This window comes from Aeromicrobium sp. 636, assembly GCF_024433585.1.
GTDB classification, from domain to species: Bacteria; Actinomycetota; Actinomycetes; order Propionibacteriales; family Nocardioidaceae; genus Aeromicrobium; species Aeromicrobium senzhongii.
In genome coordinates this window covers 227,412-245,149 of record NZ_WNJU01000003.1, presented here as the reverse complement: position 1 = coordinate 245,149, position 17,738 = coordinate 227,412, and the positions used below count along the sequence as shown (strand labels likewise).

Genomic DNA, 17,738 nt, shown 5'->3' with positions numbered 1-17,738 from the left:
ACGGAGTGCAAGACTGCACTCCGTGTCGAAGAGTGCAATGCAACTGCGTCGGGAGCGGACCCTCCTGACGATCACGCGCTGCGCTCGCGAGCTGACGCAGGAGCGCGGACTCGACGGCTTCACCATGGACCAGCTGGCCGAACGGGCGGGCGTCTCACGACGCACCCTGTTCAACTACGTGCCGGGCAAGGTCGACGCCGTGCTCGGTCCCGAGCACGAGGTCGAGCCCGACCTGCTGGAGACCTTCCGGGCCGGCGGGCCGACCGGTCGGCTCCTGGTGGACGTGAAGGAGATCGTGCGCGCGACCGTGGCGGCCGACTCCCCGGACCCCGCCGAGATCGACGCGATCCGGCGCCTGCTGTGCAGCGACCCTCGCCTGATGACCGCCGTGCACGAGCGCTTCGTCGAGAAGTCGCGACTGCTGTCCGAGGCGATCACCCGCCGCGAGGGCCGGGCGATCGAACCGCTCACCTTGCGTCTGCTGAGCGCCGTCGTCGTCACCGTGTGCGATGCCGCCCTCGACGAGGCTCTCGCGACACCGACCCGGACGTTCGCGGAGTGCCTCGACCTCGCCTTCGACACCATGAGCTCGCTGTTCGAGCCGGCTCACACCTGACCACCACGATCCCCGACCCCCCACCCCAGGAGACGACCGCCGCATGGCAACCCTGCTCTATCGACTCGGCAAGACCGCCTACCGGCGTTGGCCGATCTTCCTCGCCGGCTGGCTGGTGGCCCTCGTGGGCCTCGGCGCCGTCGCGGGTTACCTGTCCAAGCCCATGTCCAACACCTTCTCGATCCCCGGCATCGAGTCGGTCGAGGCCGCCGAGCTGCAGCAGGAGCTCTTCCCCGCCGCGGCCGCCGTCGACGCGCCCAGCGCCACGATCGTCGTGGCCGCCCCGGCGGGCGAGAAGCTCGCGCAGGAGCCGCAGGCGGCCGCGGTGGCATCGCTCGTCGCCGACATCGCCTCGATCGAGGACGTCAAGGAGGGCGTCGTCGGTCCCGTCGAGGCGGCGGCCGGCCTCGAGGGGCAGGTGACCTCGGGCATCGATCAGGCACAGGCCCAGGCGAAGGACGCCGGCCAGCCGTTCGACCGCGACGCGGCGCTGGCCCAGGCGCAGTCGCAGATCCGTGCCGCCACACCACTGTCCGAGGACGGCCGGGTCGGCACGATCGCGTTCACGTTCGACGTGCCCACGGTCCTCGAGGTCACGCCCGAGATGCAAGATGCCGTCACGGCCGCGATGGACGACGCCCGTGACGCGGGGTTGACCGTCGAGGTCTCCGGGTCGGCCATGCAGGCGATGGAGCCCGCGGGCGCCTCGTCCGAGTTGATCGGCATCGCGCTGGCGCTGGTGATCCTGGCGCTGACCTTCGGCTCGCTCGTGGCGGCCGGCATGCCCATCGTCACGGCCGGCATCGGCGTGGGCATCGGCATCACCGCCATCACCGCGATGACCGCCATCACCGAGGTCCCGTCCAGCACGACCGCCCTGGCCAGCATGCTGGGGCTGGCGGTCGGCATCGACTACGCGCTGTTCATCCTGGCGCGCTACCGCAACGAGCTCGACCACACTGACGACCGCGAGGAGGCCATCGGTGTCGCGGTCGGAACCGCCGGCTCCGCCGTCGTGTTCGCCGGCCTGACGGTGATCATCGCGCTCGTCGCGCTCAGCGTCGTCGGGATCTCGTTCCTGACCGCCATGGGCCTGGGCGCCGCGGCGACCGTCACCGTCGCGGTGCTCGTCGCCCTCACCCTGCTGCCGGCCACCCTGGGCCTGCTGAAGTCCAAGGCGTTCGGCGGCACGTTCCGCCGGTACCGCCCGGCGCGCGAGGCCAACGGCCACATCCTCAACAACGGCGTCCGCTGGGCGCGGTTCCTGCGCAAGGCGCCGCTGGCCTGGGTGCTGCTCGTCGTCGTGGGTCTGGGTGTGCTCGCCGTTCCGGTCAAGGACATGCACCTGGCACTGCCCACCGACAGCACGGCGGCGAAGGACACCACCCAGCGCAAGGCGTCCGACCTCGTCACCGAGGCCTTCGGCCCGGGCCGGTTGTCACCGATGCTGTTGGTCGTCGACGCCCGTGGCGTGGAGGACCCGCAGGAGCAGCAGGCGGCCTACCAGGCCGTCACGGCGTGGGCGAGCGGTCAGGACGACGTCGCCAACGCGATGACGGCCGCAGCCAACGACAAGGGCGCGATGATCCTCATCCAGCCGTCCACCGGCGCCGAGGACACCGCGACCGAGGAACTGCTGGAATCGCTGCGCGACGGCGAAGAGGCGATCGAGGAGCAGACGGGCACCACCGTCGGCGTCACCGGCCTGACGGCCATCCAGGCGGACGTCTCGCAGATGCTGGCCGACGCGCTGCCGCTCTACCTGGCCATCGTCATCGGCCTGGCCTTCGTGCTGCTCGTCATGGTGTTCCGGTCGTTGCTGGTGCCACTGACCGCCACCTTGGGATTCCTGCTCTCGGTCATGGCGACCCTGGGTGCGACGGTCGCGATCTTCCAGGAGGGCCTGTTCGGCTTCTTCCCGGGCCAGCCGATCGTCAGCTTCATCCCGATCTTCCTGATCGGCGTGGTCTTCGGGCTGGCGATGGACTACCAGGTCTTCCTGGTGACCCGGATCCGCGAGGCCCACGTCCACGGCGCGTCCTACCGCGAGGCCGTCGTCGACGGGTTCCGCAACAGCGCCCGCGTGGTGACGGCTGCCGCGCTGATCATGACCGCGGTCTTCGGCGGGTTCATCTTCATGGACGAGCCGATCGTGCAGTCGATGGGCTTCGCGCTGGCCGCCGCGGTGATCTTCGATGCCTTCATCGTGCGTCTCGTGCTGATTCCGGCACTGATGTACCTGATGGGCGAGAAGGCCTGGTACCTGCCGAAGTGGCTGGACCGGATCATCCCCAACGTCGACATCGAGGGCGAGAACCTGCACCGTCCGCACCTGGACGACCACTACAGCAAGGTCTGAGCCGACACGGCGCACGGGCCGCCCTCGGATTCGTCCGAGGGCGGCCCGTCGTCGTCGTCGTGGCAGGACCGGCTCAGCGGTCCCACACGCCGGGATCCCCCGGGTAGGACGGCGCGTTGGGCGGGACCTCGGCACGGGGCGGGGCCACGGGGACGACCGGCGCGGGCGGGGCGACCGCCTGCGGCGGCACGCCCGGCGGCACGTAGGGCGGCGGCGGGACCACGCGGTACGCCGGGACAGGAGCCGGCAACGGGGGCAGCGATGGCCTCAGCCGCTGGAGGTCGTGCCGGCGGGCGGACCACTCGACGAGCGCCCAGAAGACCAGGCACATCACGGTCGACGGCACGACCTCGTTGAGGAACCCCGCGCCCTCGCCGCTGGAGTCGACCAGGCCCAGCACGTCGAGGACCATCAGGACGGTGTTGTTCGCGATGTGCAGCCCGATCGCGGCCTCCAGGCCGCCGGTGCGGATCGTCATGACCGCGGCGATGACACCGAACAGGAACACCGAGACCAGGCCCCAGAAGTCGTAGACGTGGCCGGCGGCGAACAGCAGGCTGGTGGCCACGACCGGCACGACGGCCCAGCGGGTCCAGGAGCCGATGAGCTGCATCAGCGCCCCACGGAACACGTACTCCTCGGCGGAGGCCTGGAACGGGACGACGAGCAGCACGACCAGCAGCGATGCGACGGCCCGGCCGTCGAGCGATGCGAACTGGACGGAGTCGTCCCCGACCACGGCCGCGACGACCACGGAGAGCCCCAGGGTGACCCCGACGACGAGGAACCCGAGAGCGACGCAGCGGCCGAGCCAGCGCCAGCGCAGGTGGCCCGCGACCGAGTGCAGGTACCCGACGTGACGGCGCCACACCAGGGCCACCGGCACCAGGACACAGGGGATCAGGGCGGCGATGGTGCCCAGCTGGAACAGCAGCATCCCCGGGTCGTCGATCGCGATGTCCGTGCTGGCCGAGCCGAGCCACGCGTCCGTGTCGGCGCCCGACGCCACCAGGACGATCATCAACACGATGGTCAGACCGACCGAGATCGAGCCGTAGAACACGATTCCCAGCACCGCCGCCACAGGCAGTCGCCAGTGGGCGAAATCGGGCGATTCGCGGGCCAGCCGGTGATAAGGCGTCACCCCCGCATCCTCACACAACGCACGACGCCCCCGACCCTGTGTGCACAGGGCGGGGGCGTCGGGGCGAAGACTTACTTCGCGGCAGCCTTGAGGCGCGAACCGGCGCTGACCTTCACGCCGAAGCCGGCCGGGATGTCGATGGTCTCGCCGGTGGCGGGGTTGCGACCCGTGCGGGCAGCGCGGGCGACGCGCTCGACCGAGAGCACACCGGGGATGGAGATCTTCTCGCCCTTGGCGACCGAGTCGATGACGAGCTCGGCGAAGGCGGTGACGAACTCGTCGACGTCCTTCTTGGTGCTGCCGGTCTTGGCGGCCAGCTCGGCCACGAGATCGTTGCGGGAAAGTGCCACGATTCTGCTCCTGAAATGGATGTGATGGGTACGTCCAGCAGTCTAGGGAGCGCACCGGGGGTGCTTCCCCCCGGGGGCCTTCGGCGTGTCGCGAGATTTCAGTCCCAAACGGGCGCGGGACGGTCGACGAGCGTCTCGATCGTCGCCAGGTAGGACTCCCGTGAGACGACCTGGACACCGAGCGTCGCCAGGTGCTCCGTCTGCCACTGGGTGTCGATGAGCCACTCCGGGAGGACCGACATCCGATCGACCAGGGCGACCAGCGCCGCCTTGGAGGCGTCCGTGCGGCGATGGAACATCGATTCGCCTGCGAACAGGGATCCCAGGCCGAGTCCGTAGAGCCCGCCGACCAGCCGACCGTCCTCGTCGCGCGTCTCGACGCTGTGCGCGTAGCCCAGATCGTGCAGGCGCAGGTAGGCCGACCGGATCGACGCGGTGATCCACGACCCCGGACGACTCGGGTCGGCACAGGCGTCGATCACGGCCTCGAAGTCGGTGTCGACGGTGAAGGTGAAGCCCCGCAGAGAGCGCCGCAACGACCGCGAGATCCGCAGGTCACCCGGCCGCAGCACCCCGCGTTCCAGGGGAGACCACCACAGCAGGAGGTCGCGGTCGGGCATCGGGAAGGCGCCGTGGCGGTACGCCTCGACGATGGTGGCGGGCTCCAGGTCGGCGCCGTACGCGATGCAGTCGTCCTGGGGCCAGTCGCGTGGATCGAACGTCCACGGCGAGGGTGGCAGGGGGACCGGCTTCATGCGTCCAGCATGGACGCCAAGTGATGCTCGACCGCATCGCCCCACTCGTCGATCTCGGCGCCGGTGGCCGTCACCAGGGCGCGGTGCCACGTTACCGCACGGTTCACCGCATGCGTGAGCGCCGAGGCCCGCCACAGCCGGTCGAACTCGGCGGGCTCGATCTCCCACGCCTCGGTCCACGCCGTCACGACCTCCGGCCACGGGACCGAGCCCTCGCCGGTGACCACGCCGTACGGGACCGACAGGATCTCGATCGCGTGCGCCCACATCCCGTCGCCGAGGTCGAAGAAGGCGATCCGCTCGTCCTCGTGCAGGTTGCCCGGGTGCAGGTCGCCGTGCTGCCACGTCGACGGCACCGACGACTCGGCCAGCTCCGCGCAGGCGTCGACCAGCTCGGAACGGCGTCCGCGGAGCTCGACGATCCGCTCCGGCGCCACCAGGGCACCGTGCCCGGCCGTCGCGTGCTCGTGGAGCTGCAACAGCCGGTCGAACCGGCCCACGACCGTCTCAGGGCCGGCGTCGGGAAGCCCCGTGGCCAGCAGCTCCGCACGGTGCGGCACCAGGGCGCGCTGCACCCGCGCCGCCTCGGCCAGCGCGAGCCGCCAGTCCTCCAACGTCGCGGTGCGCTGGTCCGCCAACGTCGGGCCGTGGTCGAGGGTGAGCATCCATCCACGGTCGCGCTCGACCGCCAGCGGGTGCTGCACCGAGCCGGGGACCAGACGCGCGAGCGCCTGCTGCAGCGCCGGCTCGAACGCCATCGACGGGCAGGCCGCCTTGAACCACACCACGCCCCGGTCGGTCGGCACCGTCAGCTGGGTCGACCACGGACGGATCCGGGGCTGCTCGATGGTGCCGGTGACGGCGATCGCGTGGTCGGCCAACGCCGCCCGGATCCACCCCTGCGCCTCCGTGCGCCACTGCGGTGTCGCCACCCGCGTGGAGAACGGCTCGTGCACCATGGGCCAACCCTAGGGGCGGCACGCCCCGCAACGCCGGCGGCGACGCGACCGAGGGGCGCATTCGCGCATCCTTCCTATGCTTGCGGCATGGGAATGATGAAGGACCGCATCGCCAAGGAGGCCGGCACGCGCGTCGTGCCCAGCGTGGCATCGGGATACGTCCGCGCGGTTCTGGACATGGCGATCGACGGAGTCGGGCCGCTGCGCCCCGTGATCGAGACCGCCGGGGCCAAGCTCGCCTCGCACGGCGGTGACGTCGAGAAGGCGGTCGCCTCCCTCGTGCGGTCGCACACCAGCCTGGCGGGCGTGCAGGGCTTCGTCACCAACATCGGCGGCATCGCCCTCGCCCCGGCCACCGTGCCCGCGAACGTCGTCGGAGTCACGATCGTGCAGTGCCACCTCGTCGCGAGCATCGCCCACCTGCGCGGCTACGACCTCGAGGATCCGCGCGTGCGCAACGCCGTCCTCGCGGTGATGCTCGGCGAGGACACCGTGGCCGAGATGGTCAAGAAGAAGCGGCTGCCCTCCTCGCCGATGGCCCTGGCCACGTCGCCCGTGCACGATCCGCTGCTGGACGACCGGATCGCCAAGGAGGTCACCGGGGAGTTGGTCGGCCGCACCATCGGCCGCCGGGCCCTGATGCTCGCCGGCAAGCGCATCCCGCTGCTCGGCGGGGCGGTCGGCGCCGGCGCCGACGGCTTCGGCACCTGGCAGGTCGGCCGCTACGCCCAGAGCGAGCTCAGGGACCGCCGCCTCAAGCGCAAGCGCTGAGCGCCTCTCCCCAAGCACGAGATTTGCTCCCTTTTCCACCTTTCAGAGTCTTTGAAAGGTGGAAAAGGGAGCAAATCTCGGGAGAGGGCGGTCAGGCCAGGGCGCGCACGACCGCGGACGGGCTCTCGCGGCCGAGCGCCTTCGCCATCGTCACGCTGGCGCGGACCAGCGCGGCGAGGTCGACCCCGTGCTCGATCCCCAGTCCGTCGAGCATCCAGACGAGGTCCTCGGTCGCGAGGTTGCCGGTCGCGCTCTCGGCGTAGGGGCAGCCGCCCAGGCCCCCGGCGGACGCGTCGAACGTCGTGATCCCGCACCGCAGCGCGGCCAGGGCGTTGGAGAGCGCCTGCCCGTAGGTGTCGTGGAAGTGCATCGCCAACCGGTCGACCGGCACGCCCGCATCGCCGAACTCCCGGACCAGCCGGGCGACATGGCCGGGGGTGCCGACGCCGATGGTGTCGCCGAGGGACAGCTGGGACGCGCCGAGATCGAGCAGGCGCCGGCCCACGCGGACGACCTGGGCCGGGTCGACGGGTCCCTCCCACGGGTCACCGAAACACATCGAGACGTACGCCCGGACGTCCACGCCCTCGGCGAGCGCGCGCCGGACGACGGGCTCGAACATCGCGAACTGGCCCTCGACCGAGCTGTTGAGGTTTCGCTCGGCGAACGTCTCGGTGGCGCTGGCGAAGATCGCGATGTGGCGCACGCCCGCTTCGAGGGCACGGTCGAGTCCTCGCTCGTTCGGCACCAGCACCGGGAGGGGGACGCGGCCCGAGACGGGCAGCCGGTCCACGACCTCGGCGGCGTCGGCGAGCTGGGGCACCCACTTCGGATGAACGAAGCTGGTCGCCTCCACGATCGGCAGGCCCGCCGCGACCAACTCCTGGATGAACGCGACCTTGACGTCGACGGGGACGATCGCGGACTCGTTCTGCAGGCCGTCACGCGGACCGACCTCGTAGATCGTGACGCGGTCCGGAAGGGACGGGTCACGCTCGACCATCGGCAGTGCGGTCACGACTCCTCCAACGGCTCGACGTGGAACAGCAACTCACCCATCTTGACCTGACGACCCAGCGTGGCGACCTCGGTGACGACACCGGCATGGGCGGCGGTCAGGGCGAGCTCCATCTTCATCGCCTCGACGGCACCGAGTCGCTGGCCGGCCTCGACCCGATCGCCCTGCGCGACGTCGACCGCGATGACGGTGCCGGGCATCGGGGCCGTGACCTCGGCGTCGCCGGCGTGCAGGACGCGTGGCCGCCGCGTGCCGTCGGGCCGCTCGAACACGTAGGTCTCGCCCTCGACGGCGACCCAGGCCCGTGCGCCGTCCGTGGTCGCCGGCAGCACGTGGTCGGACCAGACGGTCACCTCGTGCCGGATGCCCTCCTCGTCGACGACGGGCATTCTCAGCGGTGCCGCGGGGCCCGCCGAGCGCCAGCCGTCGTCGGGCTCGGGCCACAGCAGCCGGGCCGCGACCGCCGCCGCGTGGGCAGGCACCGCGGGAGTGGTCAACAGCTCCTCGGGAGCCGTGTCCAGCCAGCCCGTGTCCATCACCGCGTCGCGGAAGGTCGCGGAGTCCACGACCCGGCGCAGGAAGCCGACGTTGCTGCGGATGCCGAACACGGCCGTCATCTCGAGCGCCTCGACCATCGCGTCGACCGCCTCGGCGCGATCGTCGCCCGCCACGACGATCTTGGCGATCATCGGGTCGAACGACGACGTGACGTCCGCGCCCTCGGCGTCGCCGATGACGGACTCGACGCGGGCGCCCGGCCACCAGACCTCGCGGATCCGGCCGGCCTGCGGCAGGAATCCCGCTGCCGGATCCTCGGCGTAGACGCGCACCTCGATCGCGTGACCGACCGCCGTGATCTCGTCCTGGGTCAGCGGCAGGGACTCGCCGGCCGCGACCGCGAGCTGCCAGTGCACGAGGTCCGTGGCGGTGACCTCCTCGGTCACGGGGTGCTCGACCTGGAGCCGGGTGTTCATCTCGAGGAAGAACGCCTCCTGGCCCATCACGAGGTACTCGACGGTGCCGGCGTTGACGTATCCGACCTCGCGGCACAGGGCCACGGCCGCCGAGCGGATCCGGTCGCGCACCCCGGGGTCGAGGTCGGGCGCGGGGGCCTCCTCGACGACCTTCTGGTGACGACGCTGCACCGAGCAGTCGCGATCGAGCAGGTGGACGACGTTCCCCTGCTCGTCGCCGAAGACCTGGACCTCGACGTGACGGCCGCCCTCGACGTACCGCTCGACCAGGAGGGTGTCGTCGCCGAAGGCCGCACGGGCCTCGCGCGCCGCAGTCGCGAGCGCCTCGGCCAGCTGCTCGGGGTGTCGCACGACGTGCATGCCCTTGCCTCCGCCGCCGGCCGCCGCCTTGACCAGGACCGGGTAGGCGTCCGCCGGGACGGCCTGCGGCTCGTACCGAGGCATGACCGGGACGCCGGCCCGCTCGGCGACCTCGCGCGCGCGGTCCTTGCGGCCCATCACCTCGATGACGTCGGCGCTGGGCCCGACGAACACCAGGCCGGCGTCGGTCACGGCGCGCGCGAATCCGGCGTTCTCGGACAGGAACCCGTACCCCGGGTGGATCGCCTCGGCCCCCGTGGACCGCGCGGCCTCGATGATGGCGGCCCCGTCGAGGTACGAGGGCACCTCGACGACGGCATCGGCCAGTGCGATGTGCGCGGTGTCACCGGGGACGTGGACCGCCACCGAGCGGATGCCCAGCTCGCGGCAGGCCCGCAGGACACGGGCGGCGATCTCGCCGCGGTTGGCGACGAGCACAGAGTGCAGAGCCATGTCACTCACATCCGGAAGATGCCGAAGTTCGGCGTGGGAAGGGGGGCGTGCGACGCGGCCGCGAGGCCGAGTGCCAGGACACGGCGGGTGTCGACCGGATCGATGATCCCGTCGTCCCACAACCGGGCGGTCGAGTAGTACGGCGAGCCCTGGGTCTCGTACTGGTCACGGATCGGCGCCTTGAACCGCTCCTCGGCCTCCGGGGACTCGAAGTCGCCGCGCACGGTCGCCAGCACCGAGGCCGCCTGCTCGCCGCCCATCACCGAGATCCGGGCATTGGGCCACATCCACAGGAATCGCGGGTCGTAGGCGCGGCCGCACATGCCGTAGTTGCCGGCGCCGAACGAGCCGCCGATGACGACGGTGAACTTCGGGACGACGCTGGACGCGACCGCCGTGACGAGCTTGGCGCCGTCCTTGGCGATGCCGCCGTTCTCGTACTCCTTGCCGACCATGAACCCCGTGATGTTCTGCAGGAAGACCAGCGGGATGCCGCGCTGGTTGGCCAGCTCGATGAAGTGCGCGCCCTTGAGCGCCGACTCGCTGAACAGGATCCCGTTGTTCGCCAGGATCGCGACGGGCCAGCCGTCGATGTGCGCGAACCCGCACACGAGCGTGTCGCCGTAGAGCGGTTTGAACTCGTGCAGTCGCGAGTCGTCGACGATCCGGCTGATGACCTCGCGCACGTCGTACGGCGTCCGCGAGTCGACCGGCACGACGTCGTAGAGACCCTCGGGGTCCTCGCGCGGCGGCAGGGCCTCGCGGCGGGTGATCGTCGGCTCCGCCGGTCGCGCGAACGTGTCGACGATCGAACGGACCAGCTGCAGGGCGTGGTCGTCGTCGTCGGCCAGGTGGTCGACGACGCCCGAGATCTTGGCGTGGACCTCGCCGCCGCCGAGGTCCTCGGCGGTGACGACCTCGCCCGTGGCCGCCTTCACCAACGGCGGGCCGCCGAGGAAGATCGTGCCCTGGTCCCGCACGATCACGGACTCGTCGCTCATCGCCGGCACGTAGGCGCCTCCGGCTGTGCACGAGCCCATGACGGCGGCGATCTGCGGGATCCCGCGGGCCGACATCTGGGCCTGGTGGAAGAAGATCCGGCCGAAGTCGTCGCGGTCGGGGAAGACCTCGTCCTGCATCGGCAGGAAGGCGCCGCCGGAGTCGACCAGGTACAGGCACGGCAGGTGGTTGTCGGCCGCGATCGTCTGCGCGCGCAGGTGCTTCTTGACCGTGAGCGGGTAGTACGTGCCGCCCTTGACTGTCGCGTCGTTGGCGACGATCACGCAGTCGCGTCCGGACACCCGGCCGATGCCCGTGATGATGCCGGCGCTGGGCACGGCGAACGGATCCTCCCCGTACATGTCGTACGCGGCCAGCGCGCCGATCTCCAGGAACGGCGAGCCGGGATCGAGCAACCGGTCGACCCGCTCCCGGGGCAGCAGCTTGCCGCGCGCGACGTGCCGGTCGCGTGCCTTCTCCGAACCGCCTCGCCGCGCGGTCGCCGTACGTTCCCTCAGCTCGGCGACGAGCTCTCGCATGTCCACGGCTCGAAGGTTAACACTCATTAACCTGTCCTTGCTATGCTCCTGTGGTGAGCCGTCGAGACCAGATCCTGGACACGGCCGCGGGCCTGTTCGCCGCGCGCGGTTACCACGGCGTCTCGGTCCACGACATCGGCGAGGCGTGCGGCATCTCCGGACCCGCGATCTACAAGCACTTCACCGGCAAGGAGGACCTCCTCGCCCAGTCGCTCACCTCGATCAGCGAGCAGCTGCTGGCAGGCGGCCGCCAGCGGCGGTCCGAGGCCACCGGGCCCGAGGCGGCACTGGACGCGCTGATCGCGTGGCACGTCGAGTTCGCCCTCACCCACCCGGCGCTGATCGTCGTCCAGGACCGCGAGTGGGCCAACCTCTCGATCGACGCCCAGCAGACGGTCCGCGAGCTGCAGCTGTCCTACATCGACGCCTGGGTCGACACCCTGCGCGAGCTGCGTCCGAACCTGGACCGCGCCACCGCACGCGCCGCGACCCAGGCGGTGTTCGGACTGATCAACTCGACCCCGCACTCGGCGCGCATCAGCCCGGAGGCGATGTCAGAGCTGCTGGTGTCGATGGCCCGAGCGGGCGTGCTCGCGACCGGAGTGTGACGGTCGCGACCGCCACACCGACCATCATCACGACGCCGCCGACCCACTCCAGCGTGCTGGGCACCTCGTCGAGGGCGACCCAGGCCGACAGCACGCCCACCGGCGGCACGAGCAGGATGAACGGCACCACACTGGCCGCCGGATAGGTCGCCATCAGCCGGTTGAAGATCGTGTACCCGACCAGCGACGCCAGCACGACCGTGTAGAGGGTGCTGACCCACGCCCCGAGGCCGAACCGGCCGATCGCATCGGCCATCTCGGCCGGACCGTCGACCACCAGGGACACCGCCAGACAGGGCACCGGCACCACCAGCGCCGACCAGACCACGAGCGACAGCCCCGAGGACACCTTCGCGGCGCGGGCGATGACGTTGCCGATCGCCCATGACAGGGCCGCGCCCACCGTCACGAGCAACGGGACCAGCGGCGCGTCCTGGTGGAAGCCCCACGCCACGACGACGAGTCCGGCCGTCCCGATGACCGCGCCGAGACCCTGGCGCACGGAGGCCCGCTCGCCCAACGCCACCGCGGCGATCACGATCGTGAAGATCACCTGGGCCTGCAGGACCAGGGCGGCGAGTCCGGCCGGCATCCCGATCGCCATGGCCAGGTACAGCAACCCGAACTGACCGAAGCTCATGAACAGACCGATGCTGAAGACGACGCCGAACGGCGCCTGCGGCCGTGGCACGAAGAAGACCAGCGGGAGCGCCACGAGCGCGAACCGGATGGCGAGGAACAGGAACGGCGGGACGTCGGCCAGACCGACGTGGATGGCGACGAAGTTGCAGCCCCAGATCACCGCGACGAGGACGGCGAGCAGGCTGTCGCGGCGGGTCACCGACCCATGCTCGCACGCCACGACCGCGTCCGGCCCGGGCCCGGCCCGCCAACCTTCGTCATGATCGCGCCAGCAGCGGCGGGGTCACAGCGGCAGCGAGATCACCGGGGGGACGGGCCGGCCGGCCGCGAGCAGATCGAGCACGTCGCGCTCGTGGGGGACGGTCGGCTCGGGCAGGTCGTCGAGCGGGAACCAGCCCATCTCGGCGGCCTTGTCCGCCTCCTGCAGCCCTGCCTCGCCGCTCCAGCGGGTGACCTCGAAGATCGCGTCCAGCCGCTGCTCCACCTGGGGCCCGCCGCGCTCGAACCGGTGGAGGGCGGTCAGCGGGCGCAGATCGGCGGGATCGATCGTGACACCGGCTTCCTCGTACGCCTCGCGCACGGCCGCCTCGTGGACCGACTCGCCCGGATCCACGTGGCCGGCCAGGAGCGCCCAGTGGCCGTCGCGGTAGCCCGTGCCCTCCCGCAACTGCAGGAGGACCTCGTCGCCGCGCCGCAGGATCACGTAGGCGGCCGCGACGAGCAGGCTGCGCTCTCCGGCGTGGTCGTCGCTGGGGTAGTGCTCGGTCACGCGCCCAGTGTTCCAGCGCCGACGCTCACGGGCGACACCGCTGCGCGTAGAACTGCTCGAGCGACTGGTGGATCTCGTCGTCGAGCGGCAGCGTGAAGTAGCCGTACTCGAGCCCCGGCGTCCGCACCCAGGCGCCGAAACGCGATCCGACCTTGTCCTCCGCCACGATGTGCGGATCGCACCGGCCCATCACGACGTCGAGCGTGAGTCGCTGCGGGCGATCGAGGGGGAGCTCCACCTCCGCCGGCGTCCGAGGGCCGAAGGCGAACCGCAGCGTGGGCGCGAAGCCCAGCAGCACGGTGTCGTTCGGGCGCCGAGGAGTGAGGGTGATCCGGCTCGACCACGTCCCGCCCCGGACCTGCGGTGCGCCGACGGTCATCGTGACCGCCTCGTCGAACGCCTGCTCACCGCAGTCGCCGTCGACGAGGTCACGCAGCACGCCGTAGGGGTCCTCGACCGGCAGCACCGATCGCCGTTCCTCGTCCCCGAACCGGTACGTGAGGTCGGCCGAGGCCGTCAGTCCCTCCCCCCCGGGACACGTGCCGGTCGGCGGGTCCACGTCGAGTCCGGTGCCCGACCCCGCACCGACCTCGTCGCTGCCGCTCCACCGGACGGGCTCGGACCACCGGTTGGAGGTGAGTCGCATCGACGTCAGCTCGATCCGTCGGTCGGTGTCGTTCGAGACGGCCACGGCGATCTCGCGCGTCAACCGCTTGCCGCGGTACTGCATGACCTCGGCCGTCAGCCCGTCCGGCGGGTCGGTGCGCTCGGGCTCCGTCGAGCAACCGGCAGCCAGCAGCATCACCCCGGCCAGTGCGATGCGCCCCCGCATGGGCCGAGTGTAAGCCCGATCAGCCGCGTCGCAGGGTCCGTCGCGAGACGAGGGCCGCACCCAGCGCGACGAAGATCGCGGCACCGGCCGTGAACTGGACGCCCAGGTCGAACGCGGACGCGGCCGACGCCTCGATCCAGCCCTGCACCGGGTCTCCGAACTTCTCGGCGAACTGCATCGTGCTGCCGAGCGTCTCGAAGGCGTTCTCGTTCTCGCCGTACTGCGCGACCGACGGAATGGTCAGGTTCGACCGGAAGGTCGCGGTCAGCACGCTGCCGAGCACGGCCGTGCCGAGGACCGCGCCGATCTCGTACGCCGTCTCGGAGATCGCCGAGGCGGCACCGGCTTTCTGCGGCGGCACGCTGGACAGGATCAGGTCGTTCGTGATCGTCTCCGCCAGTCCGATCCCGATGCCCAAGATGGTGAAGGCCACCATCACCGAGATCACCGTCGGGTGCCCGGTGAACGCCGCGAGCGCGTAACCGCCGGCGGACAGGACGAAGCTCAGCGGCACGAGGGTGCGCGGCGGGATGTGCTCGACCACGCGCACGGCCGCGAAGCCGGCCACCATGGTGGCGACCGAGCCCGGGACGAGCACCAACGCCGACTCCATCGGGGACAGGCCCAGCACCAGCTGCAGCAACTGGGCACCGAAGAACAGGAAGCCGGCGAGCGCCATGAGGCTGAGCGCGTTGGCCGCGAGCGCCCCGCTGAACACGGGGTTGCGGAACAGCGTCAGGTCCAGCATCGGCGAGGAGCTGCGCTGCTGGCGGCGGACGAACAGCCACCCGGCCACGATGCCCAGCGCCAGCGACGCGAGGGTCGTGTCGTCCAGACCGTGGCCGGCGCCGTGCTTGATCGCGAAGACCAGCGGCACCATCGCGAGCAGCGACAGGACCACCGAGATCGGATCGAACGGGCCCGGCTGGGGATCGCGGGACTCCGGGATCGTCGCCAGGGCGAGCGGCACGAAGACGATGATCATCGGGACGTTCAGCAGGAAGACCGAGCCCCACCAGAAGTGCTCCAGCAGGTAGCCGCCCACGACCGGGCCGAGCACGGCGCCGCCGGAGAACATCGAGGCCCAGGCGGCGATGGCCGTCCGGCGGTCGCGCGCGTCCTCGAAGATGTTGCGGATCAGCGACAGCGTCGAGGGCATCAGCGTCGCGCCGAAGAACCCGAGCAACGCCCGGCCGGCGATCAGCATCTCGGGGGACGAGCTGAAGGCGGCGAGGGCCGACGCGCCACCGAATCCGACCGCGCCGACCACGAGCAGGCGACGGCGCCCGATCCGGTCGCCGAGGCTGCCCATCGCGATGAGCAGACCCGCCAGCATCAGGGCGTAGATGTCGACGATCCACATCAGCTGGTTGCCGCCCGGGCGCAGGGACTGACTGATCTCCGGCAGGGCGAAGGACAGCACCGTGTTGTCCACCGACACGAGCAGGACAGGGATCATCAGCACGGCCAGCGCGGTCCATTCGCGGCGGCCGGCGCGCGTGGTGGAGGAGGTGAACGACGACATCAGAAGAACTATACCGTCCAGACGGTACAGTTCCAAAAGGACTGGTGTCACAGTCGTTTTCGTGACCGGGGTCACGGCTTCGGGCGTGTCGCCCCCGCCGCGAGCCACACTCACTAGGCTGGGTGCATGGCCGAGGAACGCAGCACCCGCGACCGCGTCCTCGACGCCTTCGAGCGACTCCTGGTCAGCACCGGCAGCCGCGCGGCCACCCTCGACGCGGTGGCCGCCGAAGCCGGCGTGTCCAAGGGCGGACTGCTCTACCACTTCCACAGCCGCGAGGCGCTGGTCGACGGGATGGTCGAGCGGCTGCGCGAACAGGCGCGCGCGGACGTGGCGAAGATGCTGTCCGCACCCCAGGGGCCCGTCGAGTTCTACCTCGAGACCTCGGTCGACTCCGGCAGCGACTTCGATCGTGCCCTGATCGCCGCCTCACGCATCGCGCAGGAGAACGACGCCGGTGCCCGCACGGCCCTGGCCGAGATCCGCGAGGCCTGGTTCGACGTGCTGAACGAGCACCTCGGCGACGTCGCGCTCGCCCGCACGATCCAGTTGATCGGCGACGGCCTCTACTTCGACGACACCACCGGCCTGGCCCACCCGGACGCCCTGACCCACGTGCGCGAGGTGCTCAAGCGCCTGCCGTGACGCGACGGATCAGGCGTCGCGCCAGACCGGGTCCAGCTCCTCGTACTCGAGTCGATCGAGCACCCCCAGATCCGGCGCCGCCACCTCGTAGGTGACCTGCTCGGCGCCGTACGACACCTCGATGACGTCGGTGCCGCGCCGCAACCGGTTCTCGAGCGCTCCGACCTCGGCGACCGACGCCACGATCCGGGCGCGGCGCCACAGCACCCGCTCGCGGGTTCCGGCGACATCGAGGACCGCGGCGGTGGCGTCGCCGTAGGCGCGCACGAGACCGCCGGCCCCCAGCAGCGTGCCACCGAACCAGCGCGTCACCACGACCACCACGTCGCTGACCTCGCGGCCCGAGACGACCTCGAGGATGGGCCGGCCCGCGGTGCCCGAGGGCTCGCCGTCGTCATTGCTCCGGCGCAGGGACCCGTCCGGGCCGATGACGAACGCGGTGCAGTGGTGACGGGCGTCGTGGTGGGTGGCACGGACCTCCGCGATCAGCGAGCGCGCGGAGGCCTCGTCCTCGACCCGGCCGGCCCGCGCCAGGAAACGCGACCGGAGCACGACGATCTCGGCCTCGGCGGTGCCGCCGAGCGGTCGATCGATCGTGCGGTAGGCCGCCACCTCAGTTCTTGCGCAGTTCCAAGAAGATCGAGGGACCAAAGTCGCTGGCGGCCAGCGGCTTCTGCAGGACGCGCTCGACGGCCACGAGGACCTTCGTCGGCACGATCCGCTTGAGCTTCTGGCTGCGCAGGTTCGAGACCGAGAGCTTGCGCTGCAGGGTCAGGCCCGCAGCGGCCAACTGGCTCACGACCGTGTCGATGTTGTGGTTGACGAACGCGATCGCGTCGGGCTCGTCGGCCGCGACGGTGCGGATGCTGACGGGCTCCTTCGGCAGCGCCTTGCCGGCCTTCTTGAAGGCGCGACGGTTCTTGAAGTGGCCGTAGTTGGCGACCTCGATGATCGCGGTGCCGCCGGGCGCGAGCACGCGGGCGATCTCGGCGAACTCGTCGGTGGGCTCGGGGATGTGGTGCATGACGCGGACCATCGTGATGAGGTCCAGCTCGCCGTCGTCGAACTTCAGGGCGTCGGCCTGCTGACGCTCGCGGATGACATCGGTGCCGGCGAGGAACTTCTCGGCGGCATCGAGCTGCGTCTGGCTGGGCTCGGCGAGCGTGACCCGGTCGGCGTACTCGCGCAGCAACAGCGCGAGGCGGCCGAAGCCACCGCCGACGTCGGCGGCCTTGGCGAAGTGGCGGCCCCGCAACAGACGGCGAATCGCCACCTGCTCGGCGGCGTTCTCGTAGTCGCGGTTGTTCCAGTACTGGGTGTAGTCGTAACCCCGGTCGTACTGGTCGGCGACCTTCTTGCTCGGCTTGTCCTCGTTCACCGGGCAACCCTAACAATCACGGGCTGACGAGAGCACCGACGC

At 70.9% G+C, this 17,738-nt stretch carries 18 protein-coding genes; 5 read left to right on the top strand and 13 right to left on the bottom strand.

The window, feature by feature from the left end:
* Nucleotides 1–22: 22 nt before the first annotated feature.
* A complete protein-coding gene (locus GL325_RS11985; protein WP_187769709.1) occupies nucleotides 23–616 on the top strand; it encodes a TetR family transcriptional regulator in 594 nt (197 codons plus the stop codon).
* A gap of 43 nt (nucleotides 617–659) precedes the next feature.
* Nucleotides 660–2,975 carry an MMPL family transporter gene (locus tag GL325_RS11980; protein ID WP_187769708.1) on the top strand — a complete coding sequence of 772 codons (2,316 nt, stop codon included), beginning with the start codon at nucleotides 660–662 and terminating at the stop codon, nucleotides 2,973–2,975.
* Nucleotides 2,976–3,048: 73 nt separating this feature from the next.
* On the opposite strand, the gene GL325_RS11975 is transcribed toward GL325_RS11980, so the two are convergent.
* The 4 genes from GL325_RS11975 to GL325_RS11960 all read right to left on the bottom strand — a co-directional run bounded on the left by GL325_RS11975 (nucleotide 3,049) and on the right by GL325_RS11960 (nucleotide 6,183).
* Nucleotides 3,049–4,119 carry a type II CAAX endopeptidase family protein gene (locus tag GL325_RS11975; protein WP_187769707.1) on the bottom strand — a complete coding sequence of 357 codons (1,071 nt, stop codon included), beginning with the start codon at nucleotides 4,117–4,119 and terminating at the stop codon, nucleotides 3,049–3,051.
* A gap of 71 nt (nucleotides 4,120–4,190) precedes the next feature.
* Nucleotides 4,191–4,469, bottom strand: a complete 279-nt coding sequence (locus GL325_RS11970; RefSeq protein WP_146826569.1) for an HU family DNA-binding protein — start codon at nucleotides 4,467–4,469, stop codon at nucleotides 4,191–4,193.
* A gap of 98 nt (nucleotides 4,470–4,567) precedes the next feature.
* Entirely contained in the window at nucleotides 4,568–5,224 is a 657-nt protein-coding gene (gene aat / locus GL325_RS11965) for a leucyl/phenylalanyl-tRNA--protein transferase (protein ID WP_154597224.1), read from the bottom strand.
* On the bottom strand, nucleotides 5,221–6,183 hold the full coding sequence (locus tag GL325_RS11960; RefSeq protein ID WP_187769706.1) for a phosphotransferase: 963 nt from the start codon (nucleotides 6,181–6,183) through the stop codon (nucleotides 5,221–5,223). Before GL325_RS11960 ends, aat begins: the two co-directional genes overlap by 4 nt.
* Nucleotides 6,184–6,270: 87 nt before the next feature.
* Here GL325_RS11960 and GL325_RS11955 point away from each other — a divergent pair, with 87 nt between their 5' ends.
* Entirely contained in the window at nucleotides 6,271–6,954 is a 684-nt protein-coding gene (locus GL325_RS11955; protein ID WP_154597226.1) for an EcsC family protein, read from the top strand.
* A 91-nt stretch (nucleotides 6,955–7,045) separates the two neighbouring features.
* On the opposite strand, the gene GL325_RS11950 is transcribed toward GL325_RS11955, so the two are convergent.
* The 3 genes from GL325_RS11950 to GL325_RS11940 are packed head-to-tail and all read right to left on the bottom strand — an operon-like array spanning nucleotide 7,046 to nucleotide 11,297.
* Entirely contained in the window at nucleotides 7,046–7,957 is a 912-nt protein-coding gene (locus GL325_RS11950) for a hydroxymethylglutaryl-CoA lyase (protein WP_187769803.1), read from the bottom strand.
* Nucleotides 7,958–7,968: 11 nt separating this feature from the next.
* A complete protein-coding gene (locus GL325_RS11945; protein ID WP_187769705.1) occupies nucleotides 7,969–9,759 on the bottom strand; it encodes a biotin carboxylase N-terminal domain-containing protein in 1,791 nt (596 codons plus the stop codon).
* A gap of 5 nt (nucleotides 9,760–9,764) precedes the next feature.
* The gene (locus tag GL325_RS11940) at nucleotides 9,765–11,297 is read right to left on the bottom strand and encodes a carboxyl transferase domain-containing protein (protein ID WP_187769802.1); all 1,533 of its coding nucleotides are present in this window, start codon (nucleotides 11,295–11,297) and stop codon (nucleotides 9,765–9,767) included.
* 53 nt (nucleotides 11,298–11,350) lie between these two features.
* On the opposite strand from GL325_RS11940, the gene GL325_RS11935 reads away from it, so the two are divergent.
* A complete protein-coding gene (locus tag GL325_RS11935) occupies nucleotides 11,351–11,905 on the top strand; it encodes a TetR/AcrR family transcriptional regulator (protein ID WP_255467108.1) in 555 nt (184 codons plus the stop codon).
* Here GL325_RS11935 and GL325_RS11930 read toward each other — a convergent pair.
* From GL325_RS11930 to GL325_RS11915, 4 genes are all read right to left on the bottom strand, one after another.
* Nucleotides 11,835–12,746: an EamA family transporter gene (locus GL325_RS11930; protein ID WP_187769704.1), complete on the bottom strand. Its 912-nt coding sequence runs from the start codon at nucleotides 12,744–12,746 to the stop codon at nucleotides 11,835–11,837. The genes GL325_RS11935 and GL325_RS11930 overlap by 71 nt on opposite strands.
* 84 nt (nucleotides 12,747–12,830) lie before the next feature.
* On the bottom strand, nucleotides 12,831–13,316 hold the full coding sequence (locus tag GL325_RS11925; protein WP_187769703.1) for an NUDIX domain-containing protein: 486 nt from the start codon (nucleotides 13,314–13,316) through the stop codon (nucleotides 12,831–12,833).
* Between the two features lie 25 nt (nucleotides 13,317–13,341).
* Complete coding sequence (locus GL325_RS11920) at nucleotides 13,342–14,148, bottom strand: hypothetical protein (RefSeq protein WP_187769702.1); 807 nt, start codon at nucleotides 14,146–14,148, stop codon at nucleotides 13,342–13,344.
* Between the two features lie 19 nt (nucleotides 14,149–14,167).
* Nucleotides 14,168–15,673 (bottom strand): MFS transporter, encoded by a 1,506-nt coding sequence (locus GL325_RS11915; RefSeq protein ID WP_187769701.1) that lies wholly within the window; start codon nucleotides 15,671–15,673, stop codon nucleotides 14,168–14,170.
* A 126-nt stretch (nucleotides 15,674–15,799) separates the two neighbouring features.
* Between GL325_RS11915 and GL325_RS11910 the strand changes: the two genes are divergently transcribed.
* A complete protein-coding gene (locus GL325_RS11910; RefSeq protein ID WP_154597231.1) occupies nucleotides 15,800–16,318 on the top strand; it encodes a TetR/AcrR family transcriptional regulator in 519 nt (172 codons plus the stop codon).
* A 9-nt stretch (nucleotides 16,319–16,327) separates the two neighbouring features.
* Here GL325_RS11910 and GL325_RS11905 read toward each other — a convergent pair whose 3' ends face one another.
* The gene (locus GL325_RS11905) at nucleotides 16,328–16,930 is read right to left on the bottom strand and encodes a YigZ family protein (RefSeq protein WP_187769700.1); all 603 of its coding nucleotides are present in this window, start codon (nucleotides 16,928–16,930) and stop codon (nucleotides 16,328–16,330) included.
* Nucleotide 16,931: 1 nt separating this feature from the next.
* Nucleotides 16,932–17,696, bottom strand: coding sequence for a class I SAM-dependent methyltransferase (locus GL325_RS11900; RefSeq protein WP_154597232.1), 765 nt, complete (start codon nucleotides 17,694–17,696; stop codon nucleotides 16,932–16,934).
* Nucleotides 17,697–17,738 lie beyond the last annotated feature (42 nt).